The 26,440-nt window shown below is 51.7% G+C and carries 29 protein-coding genes; 18 read left to right on the top strand and 11 right to left on the bottom strand.

Going from position 1 to position 26,440, the window contains the following annotated elements; genetic code table 11:
• Positions 1-463: LLM class flavin-dependent oxidoreductase (locus K3T83_RS54535; protein WP_220211527.1), on the bottom strand; the 463-nt coding region annotated here is incomplete at its 3' end.
• A gap of 215 nt (positions 464-678) precedes the next feature.
• Here K3T83_RS54535 and K3T83_RS54540 point away from each other — a divergent pair.
• Together K3T83_RS54540 and K3T83_RS54545 are read left to right on the top strand one after the other, a co-directional pair.
• A complete protein-coding gene (locus K3T83_RS54540; RefSeq protein ID WP_220211528.1) occupies positions 679-1,581 on the top strand; it encodes a hypothetical protein in 903 nt (300 codons plus the stop codon).
• Positions 1,582-1,717: 136 nt separating this feature from the next.
• Positions 1,718-2,344, top strand: a complete 627-nt coding sequence (locus K3T83_RS54545; RefSeq protein WP_220211529.1) for a DUF1349 domain-containing protein — start codon at positions 1,718-1,720, stop codon at positions 2,342-2,344.
• A 143-nt stretch (positions 2,345-2,487) separates the two neighbouring features.
• Here K3T83_RS54545 and K3T83_RS54550 read toward each other — a convergent pair whose 3' ends face one another.
• Positions 2,488-2,781 (bottom strand): FmdB family zinc ribbon protein, encoded by a 294-nt coding sequence (locus tag K3T83_RS54550; RefSeq protein ID WP_220211530.1) that lies wholly within the window; start codon positions 2,779-2,781, stop codon positions 2,488-2,490.
• Between the two features lie 535 nt (positions 2,782-3,316).
• On the opposite strand from K3T83_RS54550, the gene fmdA reads away from it, so the two are divergent.
• The 6 genes from fmdA (at position 3,317) to K3T83_RS54580 (ending at position 8,282) form a co-directional block, all read left to right on the top strand.
• The gene (gene fmdA, locus K3T83_RS54555) at positions 3,317-4,555 is read left to right on the top strand and encodes a formamidase (RefSeq protein WP_220211531.1); all 1,239 of its coding nucleotides are present in this window, start codon (positions 3,317-3,319) and stop codon (positions 4,553-4,555) included.
• A gap of 148 nt (positions 4,556-4,703) precedes the next feature.
• Positions 4,704-5,825, top strand: coding sequence for an urea transporter (locus K3T83_RS54560; protein ID WP_220211532.1), 1,122 nt, complete (start codon positions 4,704-4,706; stop codon positions 5,823-5,825).
• A gap of 81 nt (positions 5,826-5,906) precedes the next feature.
• Entirely contained in the window at positions 5,907-6,194 is a 288-nt protein-coding gene (locus tag K3T83_RS54565; RefSeq protein ID WP_220211533.1) for a hypothetical protein, read from the top strand.
• Positions 6,195-6,238: 44 nt separating this feature from the next.
• Entirely contained in the window at positions 6,239-6,793 is a 555-nt protein-coding gene (locus K3T83_RS54570; RefSeq protein ID WP_220211534.1) for an RNA polymerase sigma factor, read from the top strand.
• Positions 6,787-8,157 carry a beta propeller repeat protein gene (locus tag K3T83_RS54575; protein ID WP_220211535.1) on the top strand — a complete coding sequence of 457 codons (1,371 nt, stop codon included), beginning with the start codon at positions 6,787-6,789 and terminating at the stop codon, positions 8,155-8,157. The genes K3T83_RS54570 and K3T83_RS54575 overlap by 7 nt, the downstream gene beginning before the upstream one ends.
• The gene (locus K3T83_RS54580; RefSeq protein WP_220211536.1) at positions 8,121-8,282 is read left to right on the top strand and encodes a hypothetical protein; all 162 of its coding nucleotides are present in this window, start codon (positions 8,121-8,123) and stop codon (positions 8,280-8,282) included. Before K3T83_RS54575 ends, K3T83_RS54580 begins: the two co-directional genes overlap by 37 nt.
• A gap of 84 nt (positions 8,283-8,366) precedes the next feature.
• On the opposite strand, the gene K3T83_RS54585 is transcribed toward K3T83_RS54580, so the two are convergent.
• Positions 8,367-9,998 (bottom strand): UxaA family hydrolase, encoded by a 1,632-nt coding sequence (locus K3T83_RS54585; RefSeq protein WP_220211537.1) that lies wholly within the window; start codon positions 9,996-9,998, stop codon positions 8,367-8,369.
• Between the two features lie 79 nt (positions 9,999-10,077).
• Positions 10,078-11,415 carry a nickel pincer cofactor-dependent isomerase, group 22 gene (locus K3T83_RS54590; protein WP_220211538.1) on the bottom strand — a complete coding sequence of 446 codons (1,338 nt, stop codon included), beginning with the start codon at positions 11,413-11,415 and terminating at the stop codon, positions 10,078-10,080.
• A gap of 238 nt (positions 11,416-11,653) precedes the next feature.
• On the opposite strand from K3T83_RS54590, the gene K3T83_RS54595 reads away from it, so the two are divergent.
• Both K3T83_RS54595 and K3T83_RS54600 read left to right on the top strand, forming a co-directional pair.
• On the top strand, positions 11,654-12,277 hold the full coding sequence (locus K3T83_RS54595; RefSeq protein WP_236065358.1) for a transglutaminase-like domain-containing protein: 624 nt from the start codon (positions 11,654-11,656) through the stop codon (positions 12,275-12,277).
• A gap of 7 nt (positions 12,278-12,284) precedes the next feature.
• Positions 12,285-12,662 carry a nuclear transport factor 2 family protein gene (locus K3T83_RS54600; protein ID WP_220211539.1) on the top strand — a complete coding sequence of 126 codons (378 nt, stop codon included), beginning with the start codon at positions 12,285-12,287 and terminating at the stop codon, positions 12,660-12,662.
• Between the two features lie 114 nt (positions 12,663-12,776).
• On the opposite strand, the gene K3T83_RS54605 is transcribed toward K3T83_RS54600, so the two are convergent.
• Both K3T83_RS54605 and K3T83_RS54610 read right to left on the bottom strand, forming a co-directional pair.
• A complete protein-coding gene (locus K3T83_RS54605) occupies positions 12,777-13,328 on the bottom strand; it encodes a hypothetical protein (protein WP_220211540.1) in 552 nt (183 codons plus the stop codon).
• 279 nt (positions 13,329-13,607) lie between these two features.
• The gene (locus tag K3T83_RS54610; RefSeq protein ID WP_220211541.1) at positions 13,608-14,510 is read right to left on the bottom strand and encodes a LysR family transcriptional regulator; all 903 of its coding nucleotides are present in this window, start codon (positions 14,508-14,510) and stop codon (positions 13,608-13,610) included.
• A gap of 188 nt (positions 14,511-14,698) precedes the next feature.
• On the opposite strand from K3T83_RS54610, the gene leuC reads away from it, so the two are divergent.
• Both leuC and leuD read left to right on the top strand, forming a co-directional pair.
• Complete coding sequence (leuC, locus tag K3T83_RS54615; protein ID WP_220211542.1) at positions 14,699-16,135, top strand: 3-isopropylmalate dehydratase large subunit; 1,437 nt, start codon at positions 14,699-14,701, stop codon at positions 16,133-16,135.
• Between the two features lie 21 nt (positions 16,136-16,156).
• Positions 16,157-16,783 (top strand): 3-isopropylmalate dehydratase small subunit, encoded by a 627-nt coding sequence (gene leuD / locus K3T83_RS54620; RefSeq protein ID WP_220211543.1) that lies wholly within the window; start codon positions 16,157-16,159, stop codon positions 16,781-16,783.
• An 82-nt stretch (positions 16,784-16,865) separates the two neighbouring features.
• Here the strand turns inward: leuD and K3T83_RS54625 are convergent, their stop codons facing one another.
• Entirely contained in the window at positions 16,866-17,171 is a 306-nt protein-coding gene (locus tag K3T83_RS54625; RefSeq protein ID WP_220211544.1) for an antibiotic biosynthesis monooxygenase family protein, read from the bottom strand.
• Positions 17,172-17,370: 199 nt separating this feature from the next.
• Here K3T83_RS54625 and K3T83_RS54630 point away from each other — a divergent pair, with 199 nt between their 5' ends.
• From K3T83_RS54630 to K3T83_RS54640, 3 genes are all read left to right on the top strand, one after another.
• Positions 17,371-17,880 (top strand): DUF2231 domain-containing protein, encoded by a 510-nt coding sequence (locus K3T83_RS54630; RefSeq protein WP_220211545.1) that lies wholly within the window; start codon positions 17,371-17,373, stop codon positions 17,878-17,880.
• 166 nt (positions 17,881-18,046) lie between these two features.
• Positions 18,047-18,724 (top strand): endonuclease III, encoded by a 678-nt coding sequence (gene nth / locus K3T83_RS54635; RefSeq protein ID WP_220211546.1) that lies wholly within the window; start codon positions 18,047-18,049, stop codon positions 18,722-18,724.
• 233 nt (positions 18,725-18,957) lie between these two features.
• The gene (locus K3T83_RS54640; RefSeq protein WP_220211775.1) at positions 18,958-19,941 is read left to right on the top strand and encodes an SDR family NAD(P)-dependent oxidoreductase; all 984 of its coding nucleotides are present in this window, start codon (positions 18,958-18,960) and stop codon (positions 19,939-19,941) included.
• Positions 19,942-19,997: 56 nt separating this feature from the next.
• On the opposite strand, the gene K3T83_RS54645 is transcribed toward K3T83_RS54640, so the two are convergent.
• Entirely contained in the window at positions 19,998-20,720 is a 723-nt protein-coding gene (locus K3T83_RS54645) for an SDR family NAD(P)-dependent oxidoreductase (protein WP_220211776.1), read from the bottom strand.
• A gap of 135 nt (positions 20,721-20,855) precedes the next feature.
• Here K3T83_RS54645 and K3T83_RS54650 point away from each other — a divergent pair, with 135 nt between their 5' ends.
• A complete protein-coding gene (locus K3T83_RS54650) occupies positions 20,856-21,245 on the top strand; it encodes a winged helix-turn-helix transcriptional regulator (protein ID WP_220211547.1) in 390 nt (129 codons plus the stop codon).
• A gap of 13 nt (positions 21,246-21,258) precedes the next feature.
• On the opposite strand, the gene K3T83_RS54655 is transcribed toward K3T83_RS54650, so the two are convergent.
• Complete coding sequence (locus K3T83_RS54655; protein ID WP_220211548.1) at positions 21,259-21,879, bottom strand: TetR/AcrR family transcriptional regulator; 621 nt, start codon at positions 21,877-21,879, stop codon at positions 21,259-21,261.
• Between the two features lie 305 nt (positions 21,880-22,184).
• Between K3T83_RS54655 and K3T83_RS54660 the strand changes: the two genes are divergently transcribed.
• Positions 22,185-22,670: an NUDIX hydrolase gene (locus K3T83_RS54660; protein ID WP_220211549.1), complete on the top strand. Its 486-nt coding sequence runs from the start codon at positions 22,185-22,187 to the stop codon at positions 22,668-22,670.
• A 430-nt stretch (positions 22,671-23,100) separates the two neighbouring features.
• Here the strand turns inward: K3T83_RS54660 and K3T83_RS54665 are convergent, their stop codons facing one another.
• Complete coding sequence (locus K3T83_RS54665) at positions 23,101-23,556, bottom strand: carboxymuconolactone decarboxylase family protein (protein ID WP_220211550.1); 456 nt, start codon at positions 23,554-23,556, stop codon at positions 23,101-23,103.
• Between the two features lie 183 nt (positions 23,557-23,739).
• On the opposite strand from K3T83_RS54665, the gene pdxR reads away from it, so the two are divergent.
• Positions 23,740-25,230, top strand: coding sequence for a MocR-like pyridoxine biosynthesis transcription factor PdxR (pdxR, locus tag K3T83_RS54670; RefSeq protein ID WP_220211551.1), 1,491 nt, complete (start codon positions 23,740-23,742; stop codon positions 25,228-25,230).
• A gap of 199 nt (positions 25,231-25,429) precedes the next feature.
• Here pdxR and K3T83_RS54675 read toward each other — a convergent pair whose 3' ends face one another.
• Positions 25,430-26,437 carry a hypothetical protein gene (locus K3T83_RS54675; protein ID WP_220211552.1) on the bottom strand — a complete coding sequence of 336 codons (1,008 nt, stop codon included), beginning with the start codon at positions 26,435-26,437 and terminating at the stop codon, positions 25,430-25,432.
• Positions 26,438-26,440 lie beyond the last annotated feature (3 nt).

Here is a 26,440-nt window from a genome sequence, read left to right on the forward strand (position 1 = left end):
CTTGCAATTTGGTCACGGTATAATGGCTGCCAACAAAGGTGACAGATTCCTGTGTGAAAAACTGTTTGATGATTTGTAATCCCTCTTCCAGCCGCTGAATGCGAACGCCTGCACGATCAAAGGGCAGACCTGTCTGTTCGTATTCGGGTTGGTGCCATCCCGCTCCAATACCCAGTTCGAAGCGACCACCCGAGAGGAGATCGAGGGTTGCGACCTCTTTGGCGAGCAGCGCAGGGTGGCGAAAGTCATTGTCGAAGACAAAACTGCCAACTCGCAGCGTTTTCGTCGCGTCCGCTGCTGCCATGAGAGCGACAAGAGGGGGAAACTCATTGACGAAGTGATCTGCCAGCAGGAACGTAGCATAGCCAAGATCCTCAGCCTTGCGCACTAGCGTTCCCCATTGCTCACGTGATGAGGCGCTCTCTGTGATCACACCAAACCGAAATGCTCGCTTGTTCGACATCTCTCTTCTCCTACAGTTTTTTCTGATTGCCTGTATCATATCATAAGACTTGTGCAAAGTTCTGCGGTATCAGACTCACTCATATTTTCCCTCTTTCTACCTGTAAAAGTTCGCTGTTTTCTGTTAGTGTTTGATATATTGGGAAGAGTCTCACCCTTCTGAGCACCGCTGCAAGGAAAAGCCCGAACATAATCAAAAAACAAGGAGCATTCCCGGTGAAGACTACGAAAAAAGCTGCTAAATCAGGTCGCCTGAGTCAGTATCTCACCCTCTTGCTGCTCGGCATTGTCGGTTCGCTGAGCTACATCGGAGCGTCTCCGGCACATGCAGCAACGACACACAAACTGCACTTTATCCAGAACACATCCTCATCTACTGATTTTACCCAGGTACACGCGCTCGGCTACACGCTCATTGACGTTGGCATGGACGCTGCAACTATTCGCTCGCTGCCAGCAGGTACACAAGCAATGGTCTGGGTAGGCAACTCGCAATGTAGCAGTTTTGATGTCAATTATACTGATTTCAAAGCATTTATTAATGCGATGGGCAAAGATACGACAACAAATGCTCGTATCTATGGCTACAATATCTCTGATGAGCCGGATGCAGGCAGTTGTCCACAAGTGGTCGCCGCTATCAAGCGTCGGGCCGACTACATTCATAGCCACGCTGGAGGACAAGGCAAAATTGCCTACATCTCGATTACCGACTTCCCTTACAAGCCGCTCGTTCCAGCGAAGACGGATGTTGATATTTACGGCATCGATCCCTATCCCTGTCATCAAAACAAAAACGGCTGCAACTTGAACGAAATCAACAATATGGTGAATGCTGCCGTCAACGCAGGTATCCCTGAGAGCAAGCTCGTCCCGATCTATCAAGCCTTTGGTGAAGAATGTACCAACCCACGCCGCTATCAGTGGAGCTTGCCATCGCCATCTGAAATGCGTACCGTCTTCGCACGCTGGGATCAGGTTTTGCCGAATGCGCCTATCGATGTCACCTATGCCTGGAGACATCCTGGTGACAATAACGAGGACTCCTGCCCGACCCTCAAGGATGCTCAGGCCAAAAGCCTGCGCGCCGTCTACAAAGACTATCTGAGCAAACACTAAACCAACAGCTTTGGGGACACTTTTGATAAATTCTAGCTTTTAGATACATCGTTTTGTGGATATCTCTATACTAACGAGGAGATCAAGAAGTGTGATCTGTGTGCGTTATAAAATATACGAAAAGGAGATATTTCGCATGACCATCACTGCACCTCAACAGCATCTTGTCTGGACTGTTGAAGAGATTGGTAAAACCGTTGCCAGGGCTGATACCCCAACCTCAACCTCGCTTCGTGTCCGCACAAATGGCACTCAGCTGATCGCGGGAACGGACGATTTTTGCTTTCTTGAACGCAAGCTGCAAGGGAATGGGTCGCTGACCGTTCAGATCATGAGTCTGGACAACACCGATATCTACGCGAAAGCTGCGGTCCAGATTCGCCAATCACTGGAGGATAACGCGCCGAATGCCATGATGGAGTGGACACCCAGCGGTTATGCGTATTTCCAGTTTCGCATGACTCCGAATGGCGGAGTCAACTATAGCCAGTATACCTATACAAAACTGCCGCTCTGGTTGCGCATTGTCCGCGAAGGGAATGTGATCAATGGTTATATCTCAGAGGATGGCTCCAATTTCAAAAATGTTGGCAATGTAAACCTCTCAATGCCTGATCAGGTGCATATTGGTCTGGCTGTGACCTCGAACTCCAAGCAAGCCACCACAGCCGTATTCGACCATATTACTCTTCAGGGAAATTCGTTGGATGGTGGCTCTCCCAATCAGGAAGCCGTTCCAGGTAGCGTGCGCAGCGTGCTGTAACGAATTGAGAGATCTTTAGAAACAACGATACCGCACGCACTACAGATTTGCGTGGTGTGATGGGGGTTACTTTGACCACTATGTCGCCAGCCTCCTTCCTCTTGTCCACTTGACTGGCACAGAACTGGATAAAGCTGCCCCTGTCAATGACCAATCTGCCAGGGACGCCCATGAGATGGATATATCACGTGAGATGGTTTCTCCTCTGTCGGAGTTGCCGCTTCTCGTCTGAGCACTTCTGGTTCATAAGCACTCTTTTCTGCCCTATATAACGCCCGGCCTAATGCAGGTGGAGTCTTGACCAGACCAGGGATAGTGTAAACTCTTCTGGCTACGGTCTGGCATTGTGGACAGACCATAGGAGTATTCATATCGTTTAGCGAACGCCAACATTCAAACGGGCCACAATGCTCACAATGAAATGCATATAAAGGCATATCTGTCCTCCTTTTGCCTCTGTCGCATTCGGAATGGTTCCTCTATAGCTCACTCAACAGTATAATTATAATCTATTCATCTTGTATATTCAAACAATTATTATTGATAAGTTTAAAATATGAAGGAATGCCCTTGACAAGAAAAAGTTTAAAGACTATGCTCTTACAGAGAAAATAAATAAGATAAGCGCTGCCCTGAAATAAAGAAGAAGTTGGAGCATACGAACCACGTAACACATTTACTCTTCCATGTAGAGGGCAAACGACAGTGCGATATTTCTATGAAGAAGAGACCATACTGATGCACGATATCACTATTTAAGCCTCCTTCTGAAGTGCGCAGGATCCTTTCTTTTTCACTTCACCTGCCGCTTTGTTCTTTGCATGACAGTAAAGCAATGTAGTATCTTGTGTCATCAGTTACAGTATCTTGTGACATAGAAACCAGTATATTCTCTGTATACTGTAATTCCGTTCTCTACACACTCCTAACATTGCGTGTTGTCTTCAAGGTAATAGAGAAGGGAAACGAATCATGACTACGGTGGCACCTGCCCACGAAATCTTGTTCAGGGTGGACCTCTCCAAACCCTGGAGCCAGCAACAGGTACTTGGGCACAATCGCTGGCATCCAGATATTCCTGCCGCTGCTTCTGTGAGTCCAGATACAACATTCCGTATGGAATGTAAGGATTGGACTGATGGGCAGATCAAGAATAACGATAGTGCAAATGATGTACGTGATGTTGATCTTACCATTCCTCATGTACTGAGTGGACCAATTGAAGTCAATGGTGCGGAACCGGGAGATGTTCTCGTTGTTGATATTCTCGACTTGGGGCCGTTCCCGGGGCGAGATACAGAATGGGGATATACTGGCATCTTTGCCAAAACGAATGGTGGTGGCTTCCTGACAGATCGTTTCCCTGATGCTCACAAAGCAATCTGGGATCTGAAGGGGGTCTATGCTACCTCCCGCCACCTGCCCGATGTGAGATTTGTTGGTATTCCTCACCCTGGTTTGATCGGTACCGCCCCATCCCAGGATCTCCTCAACAAGTGGAATCAACGCGAGAAGGATCTGGTGAACACCAATCCCAGCCGTATTCCACCCCTGGCATTGTTACCAGAGGAGAGGAACGCGGTCATGGGATCGCTCAAGGGTGGCGACCAGCAGAGAGCAGCACGGGAAGGCGCGCGCACTGTCCCCCCGCGTGAACACGGAGGCAACTGCGATATCAAGAATTTGACACGCGGTTCTCGTGCCTACTTCCCTGTCTATGTCAGAGGGGCAAAATTGTCAATGGGCGACTTGCACTTCTCACAGGGCGATGGCGAGATTACATTCTGCGGCGCTATCGAGATGGCTGGTTTTATCGACCTCCATGTTGATCTGATTAAGGGTGGCGTCAGCAAGTACAAGATGACCAACCCCATTTTCAGAAGCAGCCCGTTGGAGCCGCGCTATACTAACTTCCTTGTCTTCGAAGGTATCTCCGTCGATGAACAAGGGAAGCAACATTACATGGATGCTCACATAGCCTACAAGAATGCTTGTATGAATGCAATTGAGTATCTCCAGACATGTGGATATACGGCAGAGCAGGCATATATGATTCTTGGGGCAGCACCAGTTGAAGGAAGGGTCAGCGGTATTGTCGATATCCCGAATGCTTGCTGTACTGTCTATCTCCCAACCGAGATCTTCCAGCGTGATATTGAACCTATGAGGTACTCTGTTTCACGCCAGACACAGGTAGCAACCGCCCGCTAACCGGAAAAAATGGGTATCAGAGCATCTTCCATGTGTTCTCCACGCATGGAAGATGCCCAGGATGGCGTTTCTGCATGCTCACGAGCATGAGGATAACGCCTACAATTGTGGCTGACCTTCTCTTTCCCGCTTCGAGGAGGCGAAAATCATGGCAATTGATACTACGTTGGAACACCTCACCTCTCCCTGGGATCATCTGGCTCAGGAAAACCCTCTTGTTGGCTTTTTAGATACACTTCTGCGCGGTTGTGGGCAGGTGATGTTTCAAAACAATCCCCTGACCGGCCTGTTGTTTCTCATCGGCATCTTTATTAACTCCGCTCTGCTTGGAGTCGCGGGCTTGATCGGTCTGGTCGTCAGTACCGTTACTGCCTTGCTGCTCGGTGCGGATCGCAGCTTGATACGTGCGGGACTCTTCGGCTATAACGGTATTCTGGTTGGCATCGGCCTCGCGTTCTTTGTGCACTGGAATGCCTTCCTGGTTGTGTATATTATCTTAGCGGCCTTTTTGAGTGCGGTGGTGATGATGGGTTTGCTCAACTTGATGGGCGGTCGGGATATACCAGCGCTGACTGCCCCATTTGTTATAAGCGCCTGGCTGTTTCTCTTTGGCGTGTACCTGTTTCATCACCTACCACCTTCGGCGGCGATAGCGCCAACGCTCCTCAATCCTAACGCTGTCGTTCAGACCGATCTCAGGCCACTACCTACCGGTCTGGCAGGTGCGGGAATCACTATTCTTAACCTGGTTGAAGCCTTCTTCCGAGGCATTGGAGAGGTGTTCTTTCAGGACAATTTAGCAACTGGTGTTATCTTCTTGATCGCCATTCTGGTGAATTCTCGCATTTCGGCCCTCTTTGCGGCGCTAGGTTCTCTTGTGGGGCTGCTCACAGCGTTATTCCTCTTTGGAGGCAATGGCTACTGGGTCTATCATGGCCTGTATGGTTTCAACGCCGTGCTCTGTGGCATCGCGCTTGGGGGCCTGTTCTATGTATTCACCTGGGAATCGACCCTGTATGCTTTGCTTTGTATGATCGTCAGTACCGTTGTCATGGCCTCTATTAGTGTCGCGCTCTCTCCCCTGGGGATGCCTGCTCTGACCGCTCCCTTTGTGCTGACTGCCTGGCTGTTCATCTGGCCCAGAGGCGGTTTCCATGTGCTGCACCCGGTTGCACTGGCAGATGTCACCAGCGCCGAACACATTCGGCATGATTTTCTCGCAAGGGAACACGCAGTCGGGGTGGGGAGAACAGTTCAACCTGCACCGTGACGCCATGTGCTAACGCAGCAATGCCCGACATCAGATGGCATTGCTGCGTTAGCATGTGCTTGATAACATACATGGAGCAATTTGGCAAGCTTACTCCCTCAATATCCAGGGCTTTCCAGTTCTCCGCTCAAAGGGGTGCAGGGGTCTCCCTGCCGGGGCCTGGGGCGTCCCCAGTTTCCTTCCCTCCTTCGCGCGCCGCCGCTGGCGGCGCGCAAAAGAGAAGAAAAAAGTTTTTTGCGGGGACACCCCGCACCCCGGCAAAGGGCTGCCGCCCTCTGCACTCCCGCTAGATGGGAGAATTGGAAAGCCCTGCCTCAATATCTCTACTCTGGTTTTTGGTCACAGTTATTTCCTCCTGACGATATGTAGAGTAGAGCAAAGGAAGCTTATTATTTATAAGGAGGAAAAAGTGCGTGTCGCAACAAACACAAGGGCCGGACATGCTCCTGTTTAGCGATGAAAATACTTCACTGTTTAGTCGTCACGGGGCTGCTGTCTTTGCCTGGGTGCGACTACATACCCAATCACGCGAAGATGCAAGAGATATCACTCTAGAGGCTTTCAAGATTGCCCTGGAGTACGACAACCTCTCAGATATACCTGAAAAAGAACAGCTTACCTGGTTGCGTCGTGTTTGCCACAACAAAATCGTAGATCGTTATCGACGTGGAACACGTCACCCTCAAGTGAGCCTCGATACAATAACAGAAATTAATGATGATGAAGCAAACCACCCTGAACAGATTGCAATCCGTCAGGAGGAGCGGCAACAACTTCATCAGGTAATTAAGAATTTGTCAATTCACCAACAGCATCTCTTGAACTTACGTTACGGAAACGGCTTATCGTGTGTAGAGATTGCACAATTGCTTGATATGAAGGAAGGTGCAGTTCGCAAGGCTCTTTCACGTATCTTGATACAATTACGCACTCTGTATAATCATCAGGAAGGAGAACCATCGTGCTAAATCAGGATGATATGCTTAACGAAGAGTATGAAAATGTGCCGTTGGTTCGAGATTTGCAGAGTTTCTATGACACTCATGGAGAAGATGAACGTGATCTAAATTTTATCCGTGAGCAACTGTCTCAGACCAGAACACTACCATTTGAACGTCCCCTTGCGAGAGATGATACACAAAGAACGAATGATGCCAGACGGCGAAACGTACGCCCAAAAAAACCTCATCGCTTCTTCGTCAACCAGCGCTTCTGGAGTGTACTGGCTGCTACACTGGTTGTTATGCTCCTCACTGGATCTTTTATTGCTCTGTTTACACTGGCTCCCCACCAACGAACGGGAAGTGTAGCAGGGGGAACCTCGGCGAAAAGCTCCACAACGTCCTCGCCATCTCAACAGACGTTTGGCCCTGATAAAGTGAGTATCGACTCTATACGCATGTTTGATGAGAAGAGGGGGTGGGCACAGGCGTATATCAATGATGAATCAAGGCAGCCGTTGCTGCTGCATACGAGTGATGGTGGGCAACACTGGGTAAGCGTGACACCTGAGAACATAGAGCAATATCCCATTCTCTACTTTCTAGATGCTAACACGGCCATAACCAGCAGCAGGTTGTTGATGCGAACGGCAAAGGATAGAAGTAATACCTATGCAGAGATTTTTATCACCAGGGATGCTGGAAAGACCTGGCAGAAATCGAACAGCCAGATCACAGGCAAGCCGCACAGCTTTTTCTTTCTTAATGCGAATGAGGGATGGGTAGTCAGCGTCAAAGAATCAATGGGAGCATCGTTCGATACGCCACTTCCGATGATGCTTTTTCAGACGAAAGATGGTGGACGCACGTGGAAGCAGATGCCTGATATAAAGCTTGCTACAGACTCTCCGGGGGTTGATATCATGTTTTTGAATCAAACAACGGGTTGGCTGACGAAAGGTTTTTGGCTTGTGCATGGGGCGGGCAAAACCATTTATATGGAAACCTATGTTACACATGATGGAGGAGCAAGCTGGCAGCCTGTAAAAATCCCAGGCGTCAACGTAAGCGCTTTGCCAACCTTTTTCAATGCAAAAGATGGCATAATTAAGGGCATAATGGGGTCTGGCACGAATATAAAAGGGAAATCGTATATGACGCATGATGGTGGGTTCACCTGGAGCGAGGTAAATTTGGCCTTTGGTTATCCTCATAGCGTCATCTCACCTCAACGCTGGCGGTGGATCGAGACTCCATCTCATGCATCACCCATCCTCCACATTACCAACGATGCAGGGCTGCATTGGACAACGCTTCAACCAAAGGGTTTCAAAAATCCTGGGGGATTTTCCAATTGGAATTCGTTACAGATAAGGTGGGATGGACGTTAGTTATTAATGAGCAGATCCTTCAGCCTGGCAGGGAAAACCAGTCGTTGTACAAGACAACGGATGGTGGCGCTACCTGGACGCACGTGGCTTATACCGTCACTGGCATCAGCCAGCAGAAAAAGTGAAGGAAATAGAAATAACCATTCAATACGGGCACAATTTTGTTGTGCCCGTATTTATTATTTGTTCTCTTAGTATTGGAGGTTGTGCTACATCGTCGCCCCTAAAATCCAGGGGGCGAACTCCTCCTCGCCAACGCCCTGTGCCTCGCTTTTGCTCTGCTTGCCGCTGGCGACGGCGATGATCTCATCCAGGATACGGTTACCCACCTCCTGAGCGCTGAAGCCGTCCAGGATTACCCCGGCGTTGATATCCATATCGCTCGTGAGATTTTCGTAGAGCGTGTTGTTGCTGGCGATCTTGATCGAGGGGGCGGGCTTGTAGCCGAAGCAAGAGCCGCGCCCGGTCGTGAAGACGATAATGTTCGCGCCGCCTGCCACCTGGCCTGTGACCGAGACAGGATCATAGCCAGGAGTATCCATAAAGACGAAGCCGTGCTCTGTAATCGGTTCCGCGTATTTATAGACAGCATTGAGTGGAGTTGAGCCACCCTTCGCTAGCGCTCCCAGCGACTTTTCATAAATAGTGGTCAACCCTCCCAGCTTGTTGCCGGGGGCAGGATTGTTGTCCATCTCCATATCGTTAATTGCCGTGTAGTGTTCCCACCAGCGAATCAGCCCCACAAATTGCTCCCCAACCTCCCGATTTCGTGCCCGGCGCAGCAGGAGATGTTCGGCACCGTAGATTTCCGGGGTCTCACTTAACACTGCCGTTCCGCCCTGACGGACCAGCTCATCGACACAGTAGCCAAGCGCGGGATTAGCTGTGATTCCGCTCCAACCATCGCTGCCGCCACACTGTAGCGCAACTGTCAGCTCTGAAATCGGGATCGGTTCGCGCTTGACATCATTCACCTCCGGCAGTAGCTTGCTGATAACGCGCACGGCTTCTTCAACAGTGGTGGCGATGCCATGATTCTCCTGAATGGTGAGAAAAAGTGGCTGCTTCCATTGTCCGCGCTTGCCATGCTCTAGCTCCATGTTCGCGATCATTTCTTGAATCTGGTTGCTCTCACACCCCAGACCTACCAGCAGATAAGCACCAATATTGGGATTGAGCGCCATGCCCGCCAGCACGCGCTGAAGCTGCTCGACCGCCGCACCGCCAATGCGCATCCCACAGCCGCTTTTATGCGTGAGGCCGATGACGCCATCGATATTAGGATAGTCGCGTAATACTTCAGGTGTGAAGCGTCGCTCGATGAAGCGCACCGTTGATGCAGAACAATTGACGGAGCCTATGATCGCGATATAGTTGCGCGTACCAGCTCTGCCATCGGGTCGCCGATAGCCCATGAAGGTGCGCTGTTGCTCTGGTGGCACGAACTCTAGCGGCTGCACATCAACGCTATATTCATACTCCTGATGCAGTTCGCCCACCGCCAGATTGTGGCTGTGAACATGCTCACCAGCGCGGATTGGCTGAGTGGCGAAGCCGATAATTGATCCATAGCGGCGCACAGTCTGGCCCTGTTCGATATTGTGTAATGCCACCTTATGGCCCGATGGGATACGCTGTTTCACCTCGACTCGTTCGGTCTTACCACTCTCTGCCGGCAGTTGCAGGATGACGCCCTTGCCCAGCGGTCGGCGCGCGATGGCGACATCATCGTGTGGATTGAGCAGTACCGCGACCTCGTTCAGCGCAATTGGCTCTCCGCGCGGCGTGACGCTTTTCGCGACGACGTGAATTTTGATATCCTGTGGATTGAGATTATCCATGCTGTTCCTTTCGATATGACGGCAGAGATCCATTGGCAGACGACCCGGGTGCCGCTTTATGTGTGGGCATTGATGTGTATTAAATTTTTGTTTTTAAGATTTCAAGTACGATGTCATGGTGAAATGGTGTCAGCGAGCCGTCCGAACGCAGCGGGAATGGCATTGGTGAGCTAATCACCTCTACGTCACTGCCTGCTCTGATTTGTTCAAGAGCCACTTTGTTTGCCAGGATATATTCTAGACGCAACGTGTTTTCGATGCGTGCCAGGCTGACCTGCGAGAAATCCGGTTTGCCACTGGAACGAATAGCAGCGGCGATGGCCTCGCGATCTGTGGGGACGACCAGCGGTATTTTGCCCGACTCCATCGCGATCACTCCAGCAGTAATGACATTGATGTAGATCGATTGAAAGTCGATCTTGTGCAGAACGTGGCTAGTGGTGAAGTCGGCGTGACCGATGCCAATCGCATTGCCATGCGACTCATCGGTGATATCGTGGACCGTGATATTGGTAATGCGCGTGGCAGAATCTTTCTGACCATGACGCAAGCGGCCCATGATATTAGGATCCATGCCTGCGCCACTGATGTTTTTGCCGATCTGATCCACGGCAAGCACATCCAGTTCGTCCCAGGGGAGACGCGGCATCATGGCCTTCGCCCGTTCCAGCAACGTCTGTTCTTGTTCGTTGCCGATCCCGGCAGGCGGTACGACCACGATTTCAGCTACCTCGTCGTACGCGTTCTCGACGGTTGCCAGACCAAAGAGGATAGGAGCATGGTTAACGGTAAATTTCGCCACTTCTGGTAAATGCTGCATCAATCCGCTATATCCCCACGAATGGATAGTGAGCGCACCTGCATGCTTGCCCAGACCAATCGCGAGCATTTTGGAGAGGCCACTTTCAATGGGGGCCGTAAAATCGGTGTGTGGTTTAATACGATTGACAACAATAATGCCATCGGCACGGTTGGCTGTGCGGTCAATATGCACGGGGAGGCCGTTCGGGAGCGTTCCCAGCACATCGACCTCAAGCGAAGAAATAATAGGAGCGCCTACATATGCTTCGGTCACGCCCAGGCTGTGCAGGACCTCTTGCTGCCCTTCAGCGGTTGCGCCTCCGTGACTGCCCATTGCGGGGACGATAAACGGAGCGGCTCCGTAGCCACGCAGTGCCGCAACCAGTGTACGAACAATCGTTGCAATCTCAGCAACACCACGGCTGCCCACCGCAATAGCAATCCGCTGCCCCGGCTGGATCTGCTCGGCGACCGCCGCTTGCTTCAGGGCTGAGATCACCTCTCGGTCCACATCATCAATGCGGGGTCGTGGGAAGCGCTGCCGTAGCAGCAACAAATCGGGTAAGGGCACTTCACGCAACAGGCCGTTCGTATCGTGAAATGGCTGTACCTCCATAAGCATCTCTCTTCCAGTAATGCCGTGCAGCATCAGGCCACTCTACCCGATGCTAACACTGTGAAAACGTTTCCCTTCCCAATAATGATAACACATAGGCGCGATTGCACGATAGCCAGAAAGACAACGATGTCTCGATTTTTGCTATACTTGTTGAGCGGAGGCTGTACTCACTACAAGGATGCTATGGTTTATACTGTGATGGAAAGATTCAGATAAAGAAAAAGGAGATCGGCGCGTGCAGTTTATTTATGAAACTCCCCTTTTAGAAGCATATCTCGCTGAACAGGCAAACGTTGATTACTCGCATCCATTGATTCAAGAGACGCTCAAAAATTTCTCTATGGCTGATAGTTCGGAAGTGGAGCGTATCAAGAAGACTTATGAGTTCGTGCGAGATGAGGTTCATCATTCGATGGATGTGCAGGGGGTACGTGTGACCTGTGCAGCTTCGGAGGTGCTACGTTATCGCGAGGGACTCTGCTATGCCAAGTCGCATCTGCTGGCGGCGCTGCTGCGTGCGCAGGGCATCCCTACTGGCTTTTGTTATCAACGCCTGCTGCTCGGCTTAACTCCGGCTGAGGGCTACGCATTACATGGATTGAACGCGGTCTATCTCTCCTCAGAAGAGCGCTGGATTCGTCTCGATGCGCGCGGCAACAAACCGGGCATTGATGCGCGCTTCTCCACGCATGAAGAGCATCTGGCCTATGCCGTGCAGCCCGAGCTGGGTGAGATCGATTACCCAACTATTTATGCGCAGCCGCATCCTATAGTCATTCAAGCTTTGCAGGCAGAATATAATTGTGCGGACCTGCCTTTGCCGGATAGTCTCAGTGATAATGCAGTTATTAGTTTGTGAGGTAAAAATGAACGCAACAACTGCAAGCGCCCTTATTCACAGGTATATTGAAGGATGGAAAACGGCAGATCGAGCGACAATTCTTGAGACGCTTGATTCAGATTGTGTTATTATAGAGTCTTATGGACCAATATATAGAGGAAAAGAGATGGTTGATCGCTGGATTACCTCCTGGCTTGGCCCAGGAAATACGGTTGATCGCTGGGATGTCACATCCTTCTCTATGACCGAGGATGTATGTTTTTTTGAGTGGATCTTTGAATGTACCTTTGATGGTAAGCCGGGTGGGTTTGAGGGAGCCTCTATTGCGCGCTTCAAGCACGACAAAATTCTCTTTTTAAGAGAATACGCGACAACTGCTCCGCTCTATGAGTGGGCAGAATAGATACTGGTGCCCATGAACGTACCAGGCACATACAACGAAGAGGAGGGAGCGAGGGTTCTCTCCTCTTCGTTGTATGTGCTGTAGTGATGTCAAACGCTGACATCGGGCAGGACATCAGGGGTTTGGAATGATAATTGCTTTTAATGCCAGCAATATACGCAATGCCTCTTCCACCACATTTGGAGGAAGGGGGACATCGGTTTTGATGTCTTCTATTGAACGTTGCCCATCGACGACATCAAAGACAATTGATAACATCATCTTTTGTCGGTGGGTCCAGCCTTCCAATTTTTCCAGATCTAATGAGCCTATCTTTTGAGGAATAGGAGAATTGAGTACTGGCTCCATTGAACTGGGAGATGGCAGGTTGCGTGGAACGGGCTGGGGAGGAGGTGGTGATGGGATGAGTACCCATTCAAAGGGACCACGCTCATTATCAAGCTGAATCAGCATCGCTACATTCACTTGATGACGCTGCCCCTGCTTATCCTCAAGCTGGCATAAGATAACTTTCCCCTCCACAAGATGCAGATAGCCCTTGCAACGTCCACGAATACCGGGTACATGATGCAGTTCTGCTTGCAGCAGACCATTTTTGCGATAACGCTCAAATAATGGCAGGCTGAATGTAAGACCTAGACTTGCATCGATCCAATCATTACCCACATCGCACCTTTAACACAGCAAATTTAGATGTGTTGTTTTTTTATCCTGCCAAATAATGCCGATTGCTTTTTTCCACAGCTGGCACTATTTCGCTGTTATCCTGCAATTCAGGCTATTCGATGAATTCACCATACGCATTATAGCATATCTATCGCCAGTAGGGTATTAAAATTTTATAAAATTAATAAACACATCTATAATAGATACACGAGTTAAATGCACAACACTCTATATATAGCTGTGCAGTATGGTGGTGACACTCTAACTCCAACTCCAACTTTAAAAGTCATCCGCATGAGCATCCAGAATGGCTTTGATGACCTGCCGTGCCGGTCCTGCTATGTTGCCGAAGCGCCGATAGACGAGGGCGAAAATAAATTCTTCCGTCAGATCAGCGACGGGCGCGAGGACGAGGCCGCTATCGATTTGCGGAGAGCGGACCAGTGCGGGCGGAATCAGGGTCACACCGTTACCTTGCTTGACCATCTCCTTCAAGCCCTCGACGGAATCGATCTCCACTGTTGGCTGGACGGTGAGCCCACGCTGTATAAAAATGCGCTCCAGCACCTTACGCAGCCGTGACGCCTCACCCAGCAGAAACAACGGCTCGGCGATAATGCGTTCTAATGTCAACATATGTGGTTGGGTCTGGGCGAGCGGATGCTGTGCGGAGACGACCAGGTGCAGCGATTGGCGAAAGAGTTCCTCCACGATTACCATTTCAGAATGTGCGACGGGATCAAAGATCAGCCCCAGATCGACCTCGCCCTGCTCCACCATTGCAATCACAGCATCGGTCGGATCAACGCGCACGCGATGATGGATATGAGGATAGTTGTGCTGGAACGCAGCCAGAATCGTGGGGAGAAAGACGGTTGCCAGCGAACGATTACAGCCGATCTCGACCGTTCCGCTTTGCCCTGCTTGAAACCGAAGCATTGCCTGTTGCCCCTGCTGCAAGCGGTCCAGAGCATTGCGCGCATATGAGGCGAACTCCTGTCCCGCTGGCGTCAGGACCACCCGCTGCTTGATGCGTTTGAAGAGTTGCACGCCCAGCTCTGTTTCGAGAGCGGCTATCTGGCGACTGAGCGCTGGTTGTGCAACGAGGCATAGCTCGGCAGCCTTGCGGAAATTTTGTGTCTGAGCGGCGGCAAGAAAATAGGTCAACTGGCGGAACTCCATCAGTATTCTCATTTCTAGTGATGCTGCTGGGGCATCAACTTTGCAAAAAATAAGTATTAGACATATCACTTGCAACCAATTATACTCTTTCTTAGAGGTTCTGGTAAGAGGCATGAGGCCGCGATTGCAGGAATTGTTCTTTATAACTGGTAAAGAAATAACTGGTAAAGAAGGGAAGGATAGGTCTTATGGAACACGTTGAACATCCACGCACGCTCTTTGAGAAGATCTGGAAGGCACACGCCGTCAGCGAGGAGCCGGGCCAGGGAACGCTACTTTACATCGACCGTCACCTGATCCACGAGGTGACTTCTCCACAGCCATTTGCAGCGCTCAAGGCAGCTGGCAGGCAGGTGCGACATCCAGAGGCAACGTTCGCGTTTATCGATCATAGCATCCATACAACGCCCGTTGGCACCTATGGTAAGCGAAGCCGCATTCCCATTCTCGATCCTGATCGATCGCTGCAAGTCTCCACTCTGCAACATAATGCTGCCGGGGCTGGCGTGCATTTCTTTGGCCTGGATGATCCGCGCAACGGCATCATTCACGTCGCGCCCTCCGAACAGGGTATTACGCTACCTGGAACCACGATTGTCTGCGGCGATAGCCATACTTCGACACATGGAGCCTTTGGTGTGCTGGCCTTTGGCATCGGCACCAGCGAGGTTGAGCATGTGTTAGCCACGCAATGCCTGCATCAGCAGCGACCAAAGACGATGGAGGTGCGCATTGAGGGAAGCCTGCCGCGCGGCTGTACGGCGAAAGATCTGGTCCTGTTCATTATCGGACAGATCGGCACGGGCGCAGGAACCGGACACTGCATCGAATTCACCGGTTCCGCCATTCGCTCTCTCTCGATGGAGGGACGGATGACGGTCTGCAATATGGCGATCGAGGCGGGAGCCAGGGCTGGAATGATCGCGCCAGATGAAACGACGTTTGCCTATTTAAAGGGGCGTCCCTTTGCTCCCAAAGCTGAAGAATGGGAGCATGCGGTGAATTACTGGCGCTCGCTGACAACCGATCCGGGCGCGGTCTACGATAAAGTTGTGGTGGTGCATACCGATGATATGATTCCGCAGGTGACATGGGGAACAACCCCGGCGATGGTTGTGCCTGTTACCGGCGTTGTGCCCGATCCAGCTGATTTCACCGATCCCGCGCAACAAACCGCCATGCAGCGCGCCCTGGCCTATATGGATCTGCAACCTGGCACGCGCATCGAGGATATCGTCGTGGATTGCGTCTTTATCGGCAGTTGTACGAATAGTCGCATCGAAGACTTGCATATCGCAGCCTCTATGGTGAAAGGGAAACGTGTTGCCCCTTCAATCAAAGCAATGGTTGTGCCGGGTAGCGGCGTTGTTAAACAGCAGGCAGAGTCTGAAGGCCTGGATGTCATTTTTAAAGAGGCCGGTTTTGATTGGCGCGAACCAGGATGCAGTATGTGTATGACCATGAACGAAGATCATATGCGTCCGGGCGAACGCAGCGCCTCGACCAGCAATCGCAACTTTGAAGGACGCCAGGGCAAGGGGAGTCGCACCCATCTGGTTAGCCCTGCGATGGCAGCGGCAACCGCCATCGCAGGCCATTTCGTCGATATTCGTGCATGGGAATAATTGAGAAGGGAAACAGTTATCGTGGAACAATTTACCATTCATCATGGCTCTGTGGTGCCGCTGGATCATGTGAACGTCAATACCGATGATATCCTGCCGGCCCGCTACCTGACCTCGATTACGCGTTCGGGCTATGCGCACGCCCTCTTTACCGATTGGCGCTACCTCAACAATAGTCAGCAGCCCGATCCAGCGTTTGTCCTGAATATGCCGCGCTATCAGGGTGCGACGATCCTGTTGGCGCGTGAAAACTTCGGGTGTGGTTCCTCGCGCGAACATGCTCCCTGGGCTTTGCAGGAATATGGCTTCAAAGCGATTATTGCCCCCAGCTTTGGCGATATCTTTTACAACAATTGCCTGAACATCGGTTTACTGCCCGTGCGACTGGATGCGGAGAGGGTGCAGGCGCTCTTTGAGGAGGAGCAGGAGACGGCAGGTTATGCCCTGACGATTGATCTCGCAGCACAAGCCGTCACAACTCCCACAGGACAGGCATACTCTTTTGCGCTCGATCCATTCAGGAAAGAGGCGCTTTTGCAGGGCTTAGATGCGGTAGGGCAGACGCTATTAAGAGTGGATATGATTGCAGCATATGAGCAGCGCAGACGGGCAGAGCTACCCTGGTTGTTTGCCTCCAGTGCCAGGTAAATAATAATTATCACATCTTTTTAAAGAAGAGGAATGTGTTGCGGATATCGTTGACTTGTGCAACACATTCCTCGTGTTTTCATTACTGCATTGCCATAACTGCTTCGCTGACCTCGTAAATGTCTCGCGTAGCCGATCCACTGAGATATGGTGCCAGCTTATCTAGCTGTTGCTTGTAATAGCCGCTATCTTCGTTAGCTTTGAGATCGGCCTCGGTCTCCCACGTCGAAATCGTGATACATTTTCCGCTTGTTCTGTCGGTTAATAACAAGAGATTCTTGAAACCCCGCTGTTGTTTTGCCGCAGGAACAATCGAATCATGGTAGATGCGAATGGCCTCATCCAGCTTATCAGGCTGAACTTGAGTAAATGTTGCTCGTGCGTGCATTGTTGTTCTGCCTTTCTCGGTGTCCGAAAATAAGAGACACACAATTCTCTACGCATGCGATCCCCCCATGGATTACTCTCTCCAGAGCCAGCCGCTATCTTGAGATGCTCTACAAACACTGAAACGTCTACCTGTTTTGTAGCGTATTCCTTGAGTGAAAGAGAAGTACGTGGCTCAGTTCTAAAAAAAGGAGAAGCACATGGAGAGTAGAGCGAAACTTTTTGGACATCCTGCACATCCTGTACTGGTCGTCTTTCCTCTTGCACTGCTGGCAACATCGCTCATTTTTGATATCGTCCATTGGATTTCGGGCAACGGTTACTTTTCGGGTGTGGCTTTCTGGACGATGACCGTTGGCATCATTGGTGGCCTGCTTGCAGCAATTTTTGGCCTGATCGATTGGGCTGCCATTCCGCAGGGAACACGGGCAAAGTCTGTCGGACAACTGCACGGTATTGGCAACGCAATTGTTCTCGTTCTGTTTATTATTAGCTGGATTATTCGTTCGTATGCGCCGAATACGCCATCAGTGTTTGCCTATATTCTTTCGGTCATCGGGGTAATTATCGCGCTTGGCACAGCGTGGCTAGGAGGAGAACTGGTTGATCGGCTGGGCGTTGGCATCGATGAGGGAGCCAACCTGAATGCGTCCAGTTCGCTCTCCGGTCAGAGCGCAGCTGTTCCCGCAAGTGAGCGCCGCCAGATATAGTTGCTTGCTCTAGAAAGAATTTTCCAGGGAAACGTTGTGGTGCGTGACTTTGTTTCCAATTTGTCCGTTGATAAAAAGAAGAAGTAGGTAGGCACCTCGCTGTTGGTCTGGTCGGCATCCTTCACAGCGAGGTGCCGAACAACTTCACCGCTATAGTGGAGGTATAATGGAACAAACAACGCATCCTTATAGTGGGCCAAAACCTGGCTCAACCGAACAGATGCAGGCCATCCTTACAGAATTACAGCGATTGTATCCCGACGCCAGATATGATCTAAACTTCTCCAATCCGCTCGAACTCTTTGTTGCTACGCAGCTCGCGGCCCAGTGTACGGACGCTCGCGTCAACTCGGTCACAAAGCAACTTTTCCAGAAGTATCACAGCGCTGCCGATTATGCCAACGCCAGCCAGGAAGAGTTTGAACAGGATATCAAAGCGATCACGTTTTTCCGCAATAAAGCGAAAAATATTCGTGCTGCCTGTCAATATCTTGTGGCGCATCATCAGGGCGAAGTGCCGCAAACGATGGAAGAGATGGTGAAGCTGCCCGGAGTTGCGCGCAAGACGGCGAATGTGGTTCTGGGCAACGCCTTTCATATCAGTGTGGGCGTGATCGTGGATACGCATGTTGATCGCCTCGCGCACCGTTTCGGCTGGACGCAGCAGAGCAACATCGAGAAGATTGAACAGGATCTTATGCGCCTCCTTCCTCCTACCGAATGGCTCAACTTTTCCCATCGCACAATCTATCATGGTCGCGCCGTTTGCAACGCCAAGAAGCCTCACTGTGAGCAATGCACGCTTGCTCAATACTGTCCATCCGCGTTCTCGTTCCAGAAATAATCGTGTTGCCCGTTGTTCCTCTCTTGAGAAGAACAACGGGCACATATGATAATTATTTTCAGGTATACTTGCTTTTGAGAGGGTAGGAAACTGGCGGTTCCAGCACGACGCAAGGGAACGTGGTCATGAAAATGACATTTGAGGCATTTTATACTTGGGGCAGTATCTTCAATCATGGTTCTCCACACTTCTGGTACAATCACAAACACTCATGTTTCTTTCAGGAGGTTTTCATGACAGCGCCCAATTCACTCATCACAACCCGATTCAACGCCACAAGCACTGCTGAGGATGTCGTGGCTGGTCTCGACCTCTCCAGCGTCCGCGCCATCGTCACCGGAGCCTCATCTGGCATCGGCCTTGAGACCGCTCGCGCACTCGCCAGTGCTGGCGCGGAAGTCACCCTCGCAGTCTGCAATACCGACGCTGGCGCGAAGGCCGCTGAGGACATTGCGAAGTCAACCAGGAATGAGCGTGTGCGTGTCACCGCCCTGGACCTCGCCAACCAAGCCTCAGTAGCCAACTTTGTCCAGAACTGGAACGGCCCGCTGCATTTGCTGATCAACAATGCAGGGATCATTCCAAGCACTCTGTCCCGAACCGCGGAAGGCTGGGAATTGCAGTTCGCCACCAATTACCTTGGCCACTTCACCCTGAGTCTCGGATTGCATGACGCCCTCGCCGTTGGTGCCCGAGAACGGGGTGAGGCACGTATCGTCTCAGTCAGCTCCACTGCACATATGAGATCACCGGTCGTGTTCGACGACATTCACTTTGAACGACGCGAGTACGATCCGCAGGCGGCCTACGCGCAATCCAAGACCGCCGACTCGTTATTCACGGTCGAAGCCACGCGCCGCTGGGCCGCTGACGGCATCGTCGCCAACGCTGTCAACCCTGGCGGCGTCGCCACCGAGCTGCAAAGAGACTTCACACAGAAACAGAAAGATTACTTGGCCGCTGCCGAGGCCGCCGGAGTCTTCGTCTACAAGACTGTCGAGCAAGGTGCCACTACTACCCTCGTCGCGGCAGTTGCCCCCGAATTCGCCCACACTGGCGGGCACTATCTTACCGACGGCCAGGAGGCCCACACGGTGCCCAACGACGCCGACTTGTTCAAAAATGGCGACGGCGTCAAGCAATGGGCGATTGACCCGGATACTGCACAAAAATTGTGGACGGTCTCGCTCGAACTCATCGGCCAAGCCGCCGCGTAAGGCGAATCGAATCCTTGTTGCGGGGAGATGCATGGTGTAAGGAAGCGGCCCAATTGCTACCATTTACCTGCATGCGCTCCCCCATCGATATGCAGGATTTCGCCCGTAATAAATGGTGCCTCCGTCAGATAAAGGACGGCGGCGGCAATTTCGGCAACGCTGCCGATGCGTGGCATGGGTTGCAACCGCTGCAATACCGCGCGGTCCGTTTTTTGTGAGAGTGGGGTGTCAATCGTGCCTGGAGCGATGGCATTTACACGGATGCCTTCATGTGCGTATTCAAGGGCCAGCGCTTTTGTTGCGGCATTCAATGCCCCCTTCGTGAGGATGGCAACGGCAGATGGTATTGCGGCAATCGGTTGAGAAGCAATAGCAGCGGAGATGTTGACGATATGACCGGACTGTTGCTCTTGCATTTGATGGATAGCCTGCTGCGTGAGAAAGAAGAAACCGGAGAGATTTGTTCCCACAAGCTGCTCGAAGTCCTCGACGGTATACTCAGTAAAGGGTTTGCCAATAAAGATTCCAGCATTGTTGACGAGGAGATCGATCCGCCCGAAGCGCTCTATCGCCGTCTCGACGATACGGGTTGTCGTTTCCTGTCGCGCGATATCTCCATCCACCAGAGCCAGCCGCTCCGATGCGTCCAGTGTTCCTGTTATGGTGATAGTGCGAGCATTGGCGACGACCGAGTATCCTTGCTCAAGCAGTGTGCGTGTCAGGCCAAGCCCGATGCCGCTTGAAGCTCCCGTGACAATAGCTGTTTTCTGTTGCATGATTCTCTTCTCCAATCACTGATATCAGCGTTCCGATGGCCTCCAGTCTAAGACGATAAGTGCTGGTTGACAAGTACGCACTTTTTGGTAAGAATTGAAGGGATGCATTGGAAAGTACATACATAGGAGCGGAACAACATGATAAGTGAGGAGCTGGCTGGTCACACGTATTGTCCATCGCGAGAGATCCTGGAACTGATAGGCGGCAAGTGGTCGCTTTTGATTCTTTGTGCGCTCAAGGCGGGACCGGTGCGTACAGGCGCGCTCTCGCGTTCGCTTGAGGGGATTTCGCAGAAGATGCTCACGCAGACGTTGCGCGATCTGATGCGGTCAGGGATGATTGTGCGTACAAGCTATCCAGAGGTGCCTCCCCGTGTGGAGTACAGCCTGACCCCTTTAGGGCAGACGTTGAGTGTGCTGGTTCTCCAATTTGAACAGTGGGTTGCCGACAACTATCAACAGGTCACAGCGGCTCAAGTCGCTTTCGATGCCAATCATGTCGAGGAGACGATGGTGGCGAGTGGGTAAATGATCGAGCTTGCTATTGAGGCGAGGGTGGTTGGGAGGCCAGCCCATCCAGCAGCAGGCGCGTCGATGTGGTGATCTGCTCGCTCCATTGCACGGCTTGCGGATCAACAAAAAACAGCAGCGCCAGCCCTTCATAGAGCGCGGTAAGCGTGATTGCAACGGCTTGCGGGTTGACGGCGCGAAACTCACCCCGGTCGATGCCGCGCTGGATGAGGCGCGCGATATCCGCACGGTATTCCTTAAAATACTCTTTTAAGAACTGATGAACCTCTTTCTGACGCCCGGCGATGGCATAGAACTCAAACGCAATTGGCATCAATCTGCTCATCCAGTTCATTGCTTCGGCGAGTTGCTGTGTCAGTTGCTCCAGTTGCGTGCGAACGCTGCCAGGTTGCTCAGTTGCCACAAAAGAATGTAGTACCTTCATCTCTTGCGTAAAGAGGTATTTAAGGATTGCAGCAATGATGGTGTCTTTGCTTTTGTAGTAGAGATACAGTGCCCCCTTGCTGAGACCGGCTTCTTGTGCGATATCGTCCATGCGTGCCTGATGGAAGCCCAGGCGTGCGAACACGGCGATAGCGGCATCGAGAATCTGGCTTTTACGTTCTTCGCTGACATCAGGGCGCGGGGACATGAACACCTCCGTAAACATCCTATTTGTGCATGATACTCTATGAGGGTTGCCCTTGCAAGATGCTTTGTGCGCCAAATTGTCGCCGGAGCAATGCGATACATGCTGTTTCTCAATGTGAGCGGTAGGGGCAATAGCCAGATCTTCCGACAGCAAGGCGAGAAAGAATGTGCGCTCGTTCTATATATATTGGCTGATTTCTGCTCGGGGTGATCGTGAAAAGCTTTTCAGAACAGAAATTTTTGGCAGAAAACGGGTATATATTGGCAAAAACAGTACAATAAAAGAAAAGAACAGGAGCATAGAGGATGTATACGCCGGTATTGGCGACGTTAGGATATGTACTCTCGACAGATGGCAAGCGGGTATTGATGATCCATCGCAACAAGCGCCCCAATGATTATCATTATGGGAAATATAATGGCCTGGGTGGACGCCTGGAGCCGAACGAGGATATTGTGTCAGGGATGCGGCGCGAGATTCAGGAAGAGTCGGGCCTGATCGCCGATACGCTGGTTTTGCGCGGCACGATTAGCTGGCCGGGCTTTGGCAAGCATGGCGAGGGCTGGTTTGGCTTTGTATTTCGCATCGAGAGTTGGCATGGGGAGCCACATCAGGGCAACGAAGAGGGCACGTTGGAATGGGTGCCGCTCGACTCGCTGGCAACGTTACCGCTCTGGCCCTCTGATCATCACTTCCTGCCGATGGTCTTCGACGCCGATCCACGCCCATTTCACGGTTCGATGCCCTGGAAGGATGGCAAGATGCTTAGTTGGAGCTACCAGCGCGGCTAAGAATCTTGCGAAGCTAACTTGCTTTATTCATAACCAAAAAGAATGGTAAAAATAACTTGAAAGAATGATAAAAATATGTTATGGTTATGACACAGGTTAGCCGTGGTAGAACCTGACTGGCAGAACCATCTTGAGGCCCTCCATCCACGCCCTGATGACTTTCTGCCAGCATTTTTTCTATTCACAGACATGCTGATGACCCGACAGCACAGCGTGTGTTTGCACAGTGTAAAGAGGCAAAGCAACGAAAGAGAGACCTTTTTGAGCAACCTAAACGAATACCTGGAGCAGAAACGCCAGGCGATCCAACAACGGCAAGATAGATCATTTGTGCATACAGCTTCCTAGCTCTGTCATTTCGGTCAACTGCAATGGGCATGCACCATCATGTGTTCAACACATGATGGTGCATGCCCATTGTGGTTCTTGCTTATCGCGCAGGCTTATAGCGGCCTGGTACGTCGCGGAAACTGACCCCGAAGCGGTTCCATACGTTGATGGTGGCGATCACAAGCGTCAGGTTGGCTAACTCCGTCTCAGTAAAATGAGGGCGCACCTGTTCGTAGACCTCGTCGGGCACATGATCGAGCGAGATCTGCGTCAGTTTCTCCGTCCAGAGGAGGGCGGCGCGTTCGCGTGCGCTAAAGAAAGGGGTCTCCTGCCAGACGGGGAGCGCATAGAGCCGCTGCTCCGTTTCGCCTCCCGCGCGAGCATCCAGGCTATGCATATCGACACAGTATGCGCAACCATTGATCTGTGAGGCGCGTAATTTGACCAGTTCTTTGAGCGCCGGTTCGAGTCCACAATCGGCAAGATAGCTATCAAGCGCATCCATCGCCTTCATCGCCCCCGGCGCGGCCTTTGCATAGTTCATTCTGGCTCCCATATAGGTCACTCCTTCTTCTTGTTTTACTGCAAACTTCTTTTCTGTGACGATAGCATACCATGAGAATGGACTTGTTAAAAGTGCCATTTTTGGATAAAATAATAGTGCCATTAATACTCTACGGCAACGAAAAATTTCATAAATTTTTAACACGAGAAGAATCTTGACGAGATAATAGAATATATGGTGAAACGAGCAAAACCGGGCAAGAGGCCAGAAATTATCCTCAATCAAAACGATTCAATACCGCTGTACAGGCAGCTTTATGAGCGATTGCGCGCCGAGATTCTGGCAGGACAATTAGAGGCAGGGGCGCGTCTTCCCTCAACGCGAATCCTTGCCAGTACACTGGGAGTGTCGCGCAACACGACCGCCCTTGCCTATGAACTGCTGTTGCTGGAAGGCTACATCGAGAGCAGGGTGGGCGATGGCACGCGTGTTGCTCACCTTGAATATGGACGATCATTTCATACTACGCGAAAAAAGTATGTTACAAAAGATGTTGAACCACAGCAAACGCAGCTCTCGCGGCGAGGAGAGTTGCTTGTGACCGCATCTTCTGCAAGCGAGCCAGTCAATAGGACCAGCACTGATCTGTTTCGTGTCGGCCAACCAGATGTAGCATACTTTCCTTATGAAACCTGGGCCAGATTGGTGGCAAGGCATGCTCGCCGCTCGCTACAAGCTGTTTCGCTCTATCAGGACGCTCAGGGCTATGCTCCTTTGCGCGAGGCGATTGCAGCCCATATTGGCATTACTCGCGGCGTTCATTGTTCGCCTGAGCAGATCATAATCACCGCTGGCTCACAGGGCGCGCTTGATCTGGTGGCGCGGGTATTGCTTGATCCGGGTGATGCGGCCTGGGTCGAGGAACCTGGGTATCAGGGAGCGCGAGGCTCGCTGCTGGCAGCTGGAGCCGAACTGGTCCCGGTGCCGGTTGACGGAGAAGGGATCGATGTCGCGCTCGGACAGCAGCTTCGGCAAGATGCTCGGTTGGCGGTTGTTACCCCCTCGCATCAGTTTCCCAGTGGCGTCACTATGAGCTTACAGCGGCGGATGGCGCTACTGGCATGGGCAAGAGAGGTGGATGGGTGGATCATTGAGGACGACTACGATAGCGAGTATCGCTTCAGTGGACGGCCTTTAGAGGCGCTCTACGGGCTGGATAGTGCCAGACGCGTCCTCTATGTTGGCACGTTTAGCAAGGTGCTCTTTCCCTCGCTGCGGCTGGGTTATCTGGTCGCGCCCCCCGAACTGCTCAATGGCTTGCTTGCCGCGCGGCGTTTTATTGATGTCTACCTGCCCCCGCTTGAGCAAATGGTTCTGGCAGATTTTATTGCCGAGGGTCATTTTATACGTCACTTGCGTAAGATGCGACAAATTTACCTGGAGCGACGCAATGCATTAATTGATGCGCTCAGGCACGAGTTGGCCGATCTGCTAGATGTGGTGGTGCCAGAGGCGGGTATGCACCTGGTTGTCTGGTTGCCAGCAAACGTAAACGTACAGGCGGTTGCGGGCCTTATATCAAAGCATGGGCTGGACATATCGTTCGTTTCACAATTCGGTCGGCGTCCGTTAACGCGCGAGGGCTTGCTTCTAGGTTTTGCGGGCACGCCTCCCGAAGAGTTGCGCGCCGGCGTACACAAATTGGCCCTTGCTTTGCACGAATAATTATGAATTTAATCATATGTTGCAATGACCCCGCATCTGTCGTAGCCCTCTGGCACCTCCCCGTGTATGGCAGGGGCGAGGACCAGCCATCGCTCGTGAATCCATCGTGGCGCATGAGAAGGGCGAGGACCAGCCATCGCCCCTGCCATACACGGGGAATGCCCCTCGCTCCATGTGCCCAATGAAGCTTGACAGAGGACTACGGTAATCGACTGGAGCGCCGTTTTAACAGTTCGTTCTCTTCACGTGCCTGTTGGAGTGCAAGTTTGATGTGGTAGAGTTCGTTAGAATCGTGCCGCCATCGTTGCGCGCGAGCCAGTAAATTGTTGAGAGGGCCGGAGATTTGCCATAGGACATTTTCCTCGCCCACTGGCACGCGAGCATCGAAATCGCCGTTGGCCACGCGCATATGGGTCTCGACGATTTTGTGAACGCTCTCCTCCAGCAGTTGTTTCTGGTGAGCCGCATCCTCAGCCTGAAGTGCCAGGTCGTGTTCGAGTCGGACCAGTTCCTCCGCGCGGTCGGCTCTTTGCAGAGCTTGTGTGGTGCCCCACACCCAGACAAAGGCGACCACCGAGACGAGGATCTGACTGAAGATAATCGGGGTGACGATACCTGCATAGGCGATGGCGAGAATGGAACTCAGCTCGGCCGTATGGGGCAGATAGGTGAGCGAAAGTAGCGTAAAGAGAATGTTGACGAGGGCAATAGCAAAGACCCAGCCCGGGGGCAGAAAGGAGACCGCGCAGAGCAGCGGTAGCACGAGTAGACCAAAGAGCGGTAGGACCAGCATGCTCAGGCCACCAGGGGTCGTGACAATATTGACAATGGGAAATGCAAGAAATGTGAGAACCACGATGATTCCCGCGATAGTGATCTTACTCAGCCGATTAAGAATCGTTGCGATAAAAAGAGCAGCAGCAGCGCCAGCGACAATGTAGAGAAGATAGTCATTGGTGCCAACGAATTTGGCAGGAATGGAAATAATGAGCAAAAAATAGAGGGCCAGAATGATCTGGCTCCCGGTGCGCCCCCGTCGAAATAGTTCTACCTCTTGAAACGTGCTGTCGCCCTTTGGCTCAGCCGGAGCGGTGAGGCGATACCACCAGAGCCATAATGTACTCTCCTGGCGCGCTCTGGCGGTTAAATAAGATGGCCCTGTTTGGGCCGAGGTCATATTTTCAGAACGAGCGAATTGATCCTGCATTCT

The organism is Reticulibacter mediterranei (assembly GCF_016587455.1).

Excerpts from the sequence above, each read along its gene's own strand:
- nth (WP_220211546.1), top strand. The coding sequence starts at position 18,047 with ATGGAACAAACAACGCATCCTTATAGTGGGCCAAAACCTGGCTCAACC.
- K3T83_RS54560 (WP_220211532.1), top strand. The coding sequence starts at position 4,704 with ATGGCAATTGATACTACGTTGGAACACCTCACCTCTCCCTGGGATCAT.
- K3T83_RS54585 (WP_220211537.1), bottom strand. The coding sequence starts at position 9,998 with ATGGATAATCTCAATCCACAGGATATCAAAATTCACGTCGTCGCGAAA.
- K3T83_RS54675 (WP_220211552.1), bottom strand. The coding sequence starts at position 26,437 with ATGCAGGATCAATTCGCTCGTTCTGAAAATATGACCTCGGCCCAAACA.
- K3T83_RS54610 (WP_220211541.1), bottom strand. The coding sequence starts at position 14,510 with ATGGAGTTCCGCCAGTTGACCTATTTTCTTGCCGCCGCTCAGACACAA.
- K3T83_RS54590 (WP_220211538.1), bottom strand. The coding sequence starts at position 11,415 with ATGGAGGTACAGCCATTTCACGATACGAACGGCCTGTTGCGTGAAGTG.
- K3T83_RS54640 (WP_220211775.1), top strand. The coding sequence starts at position 18,958 with ATGACAGCGCCCAATTCACTCATCACAACCCGATTCAACGCCACAAGC.
- K3T83_RS54660 (WP_220211549.1), top strand. The coding sequence starts at position 22,185 with ATGTATACGCCGGTATTGGCGACGTTAGGATATGTACTCTCGACAGAT.
- K3T83_RS54665 (WP_220211550.1), bottom strand. The coding sequence starts at position 23,556 with ATGGGAGCCAGAATGAACTATGCAAAGGCCGCGCCGGGGGCGATGAAG.
- K3T83_RS54545 (WP_220211529.1), top strand. The coding sequence starts at position 1,718 with ATGACCATCACTGCACCTCAACAGCATCTTGTCTGGACTGTTGAAGAG.
- pdxR (WP_220211551.1), top strand. The coding sequence starts at position 23,740 with ATGGTGAAACGAGCAAAACCGGGCAAGAGGCCAGAAATTATCCTCAAT.
- K3T83_RS54630 (WP_220211545.1), top strand. The coding sequence starts at position 17,371 with ATGGAGAGTAGAGCGAAACTTTTTGGACATCCTGCACATCCTGTACTG.
- K3T83_RS54625 (WP_220211544.1), bottom strand. The coding sequence starts at position 17,171 with ATGCACGCACGAGCAACATTTACTCAAGTTCAGCCTGATAAGCTGGAT.
- fmdA (WP_220211531.1), top strand. The coding sequence starts at position 3,317 with ATGACTACGGTGGCACCTGCCCACGAAATCTTGTTCAGGGTGGACCTC.
- K3T83_RS54550 (WP_220211530.1), bottom strand. The coding sequence starts at position 2,781 with ATGCCTTTATATGCATTTCATTGTGAGCATTGTGGCCCGTTTGAATGT.
- K3T83_RS54600 (WP_220211539.1), top strand. The coding sequence starts at position 12,285 with ATGAACGCAACAACTGCAAGCGCCCTTATTCACAGGTATATTGAAGGA.
- leuC (WP_220211542.1), top strand. The coding sequence starts at position 14,699 with ATGGAACACGTTGAACATCCACGCACGCTCTTTGAGAAGATCTGGAAG.
- K3T83_RS54650 (WP_220211547.1), top strand. The coding sequence starts at position 20,856 with ATGATAAGTGAGGAGCTGGCTGGTCACACGTATTGTCCATCGCGAGAG.
- K3T83_RS54655 (WP_220211548.1), bottom strand. The coding sequence starts at position 21,879 with ATGTCCCCGCGCCCTGATGTCAGCGAAGAACGTAAAAGCCAGATTCTC.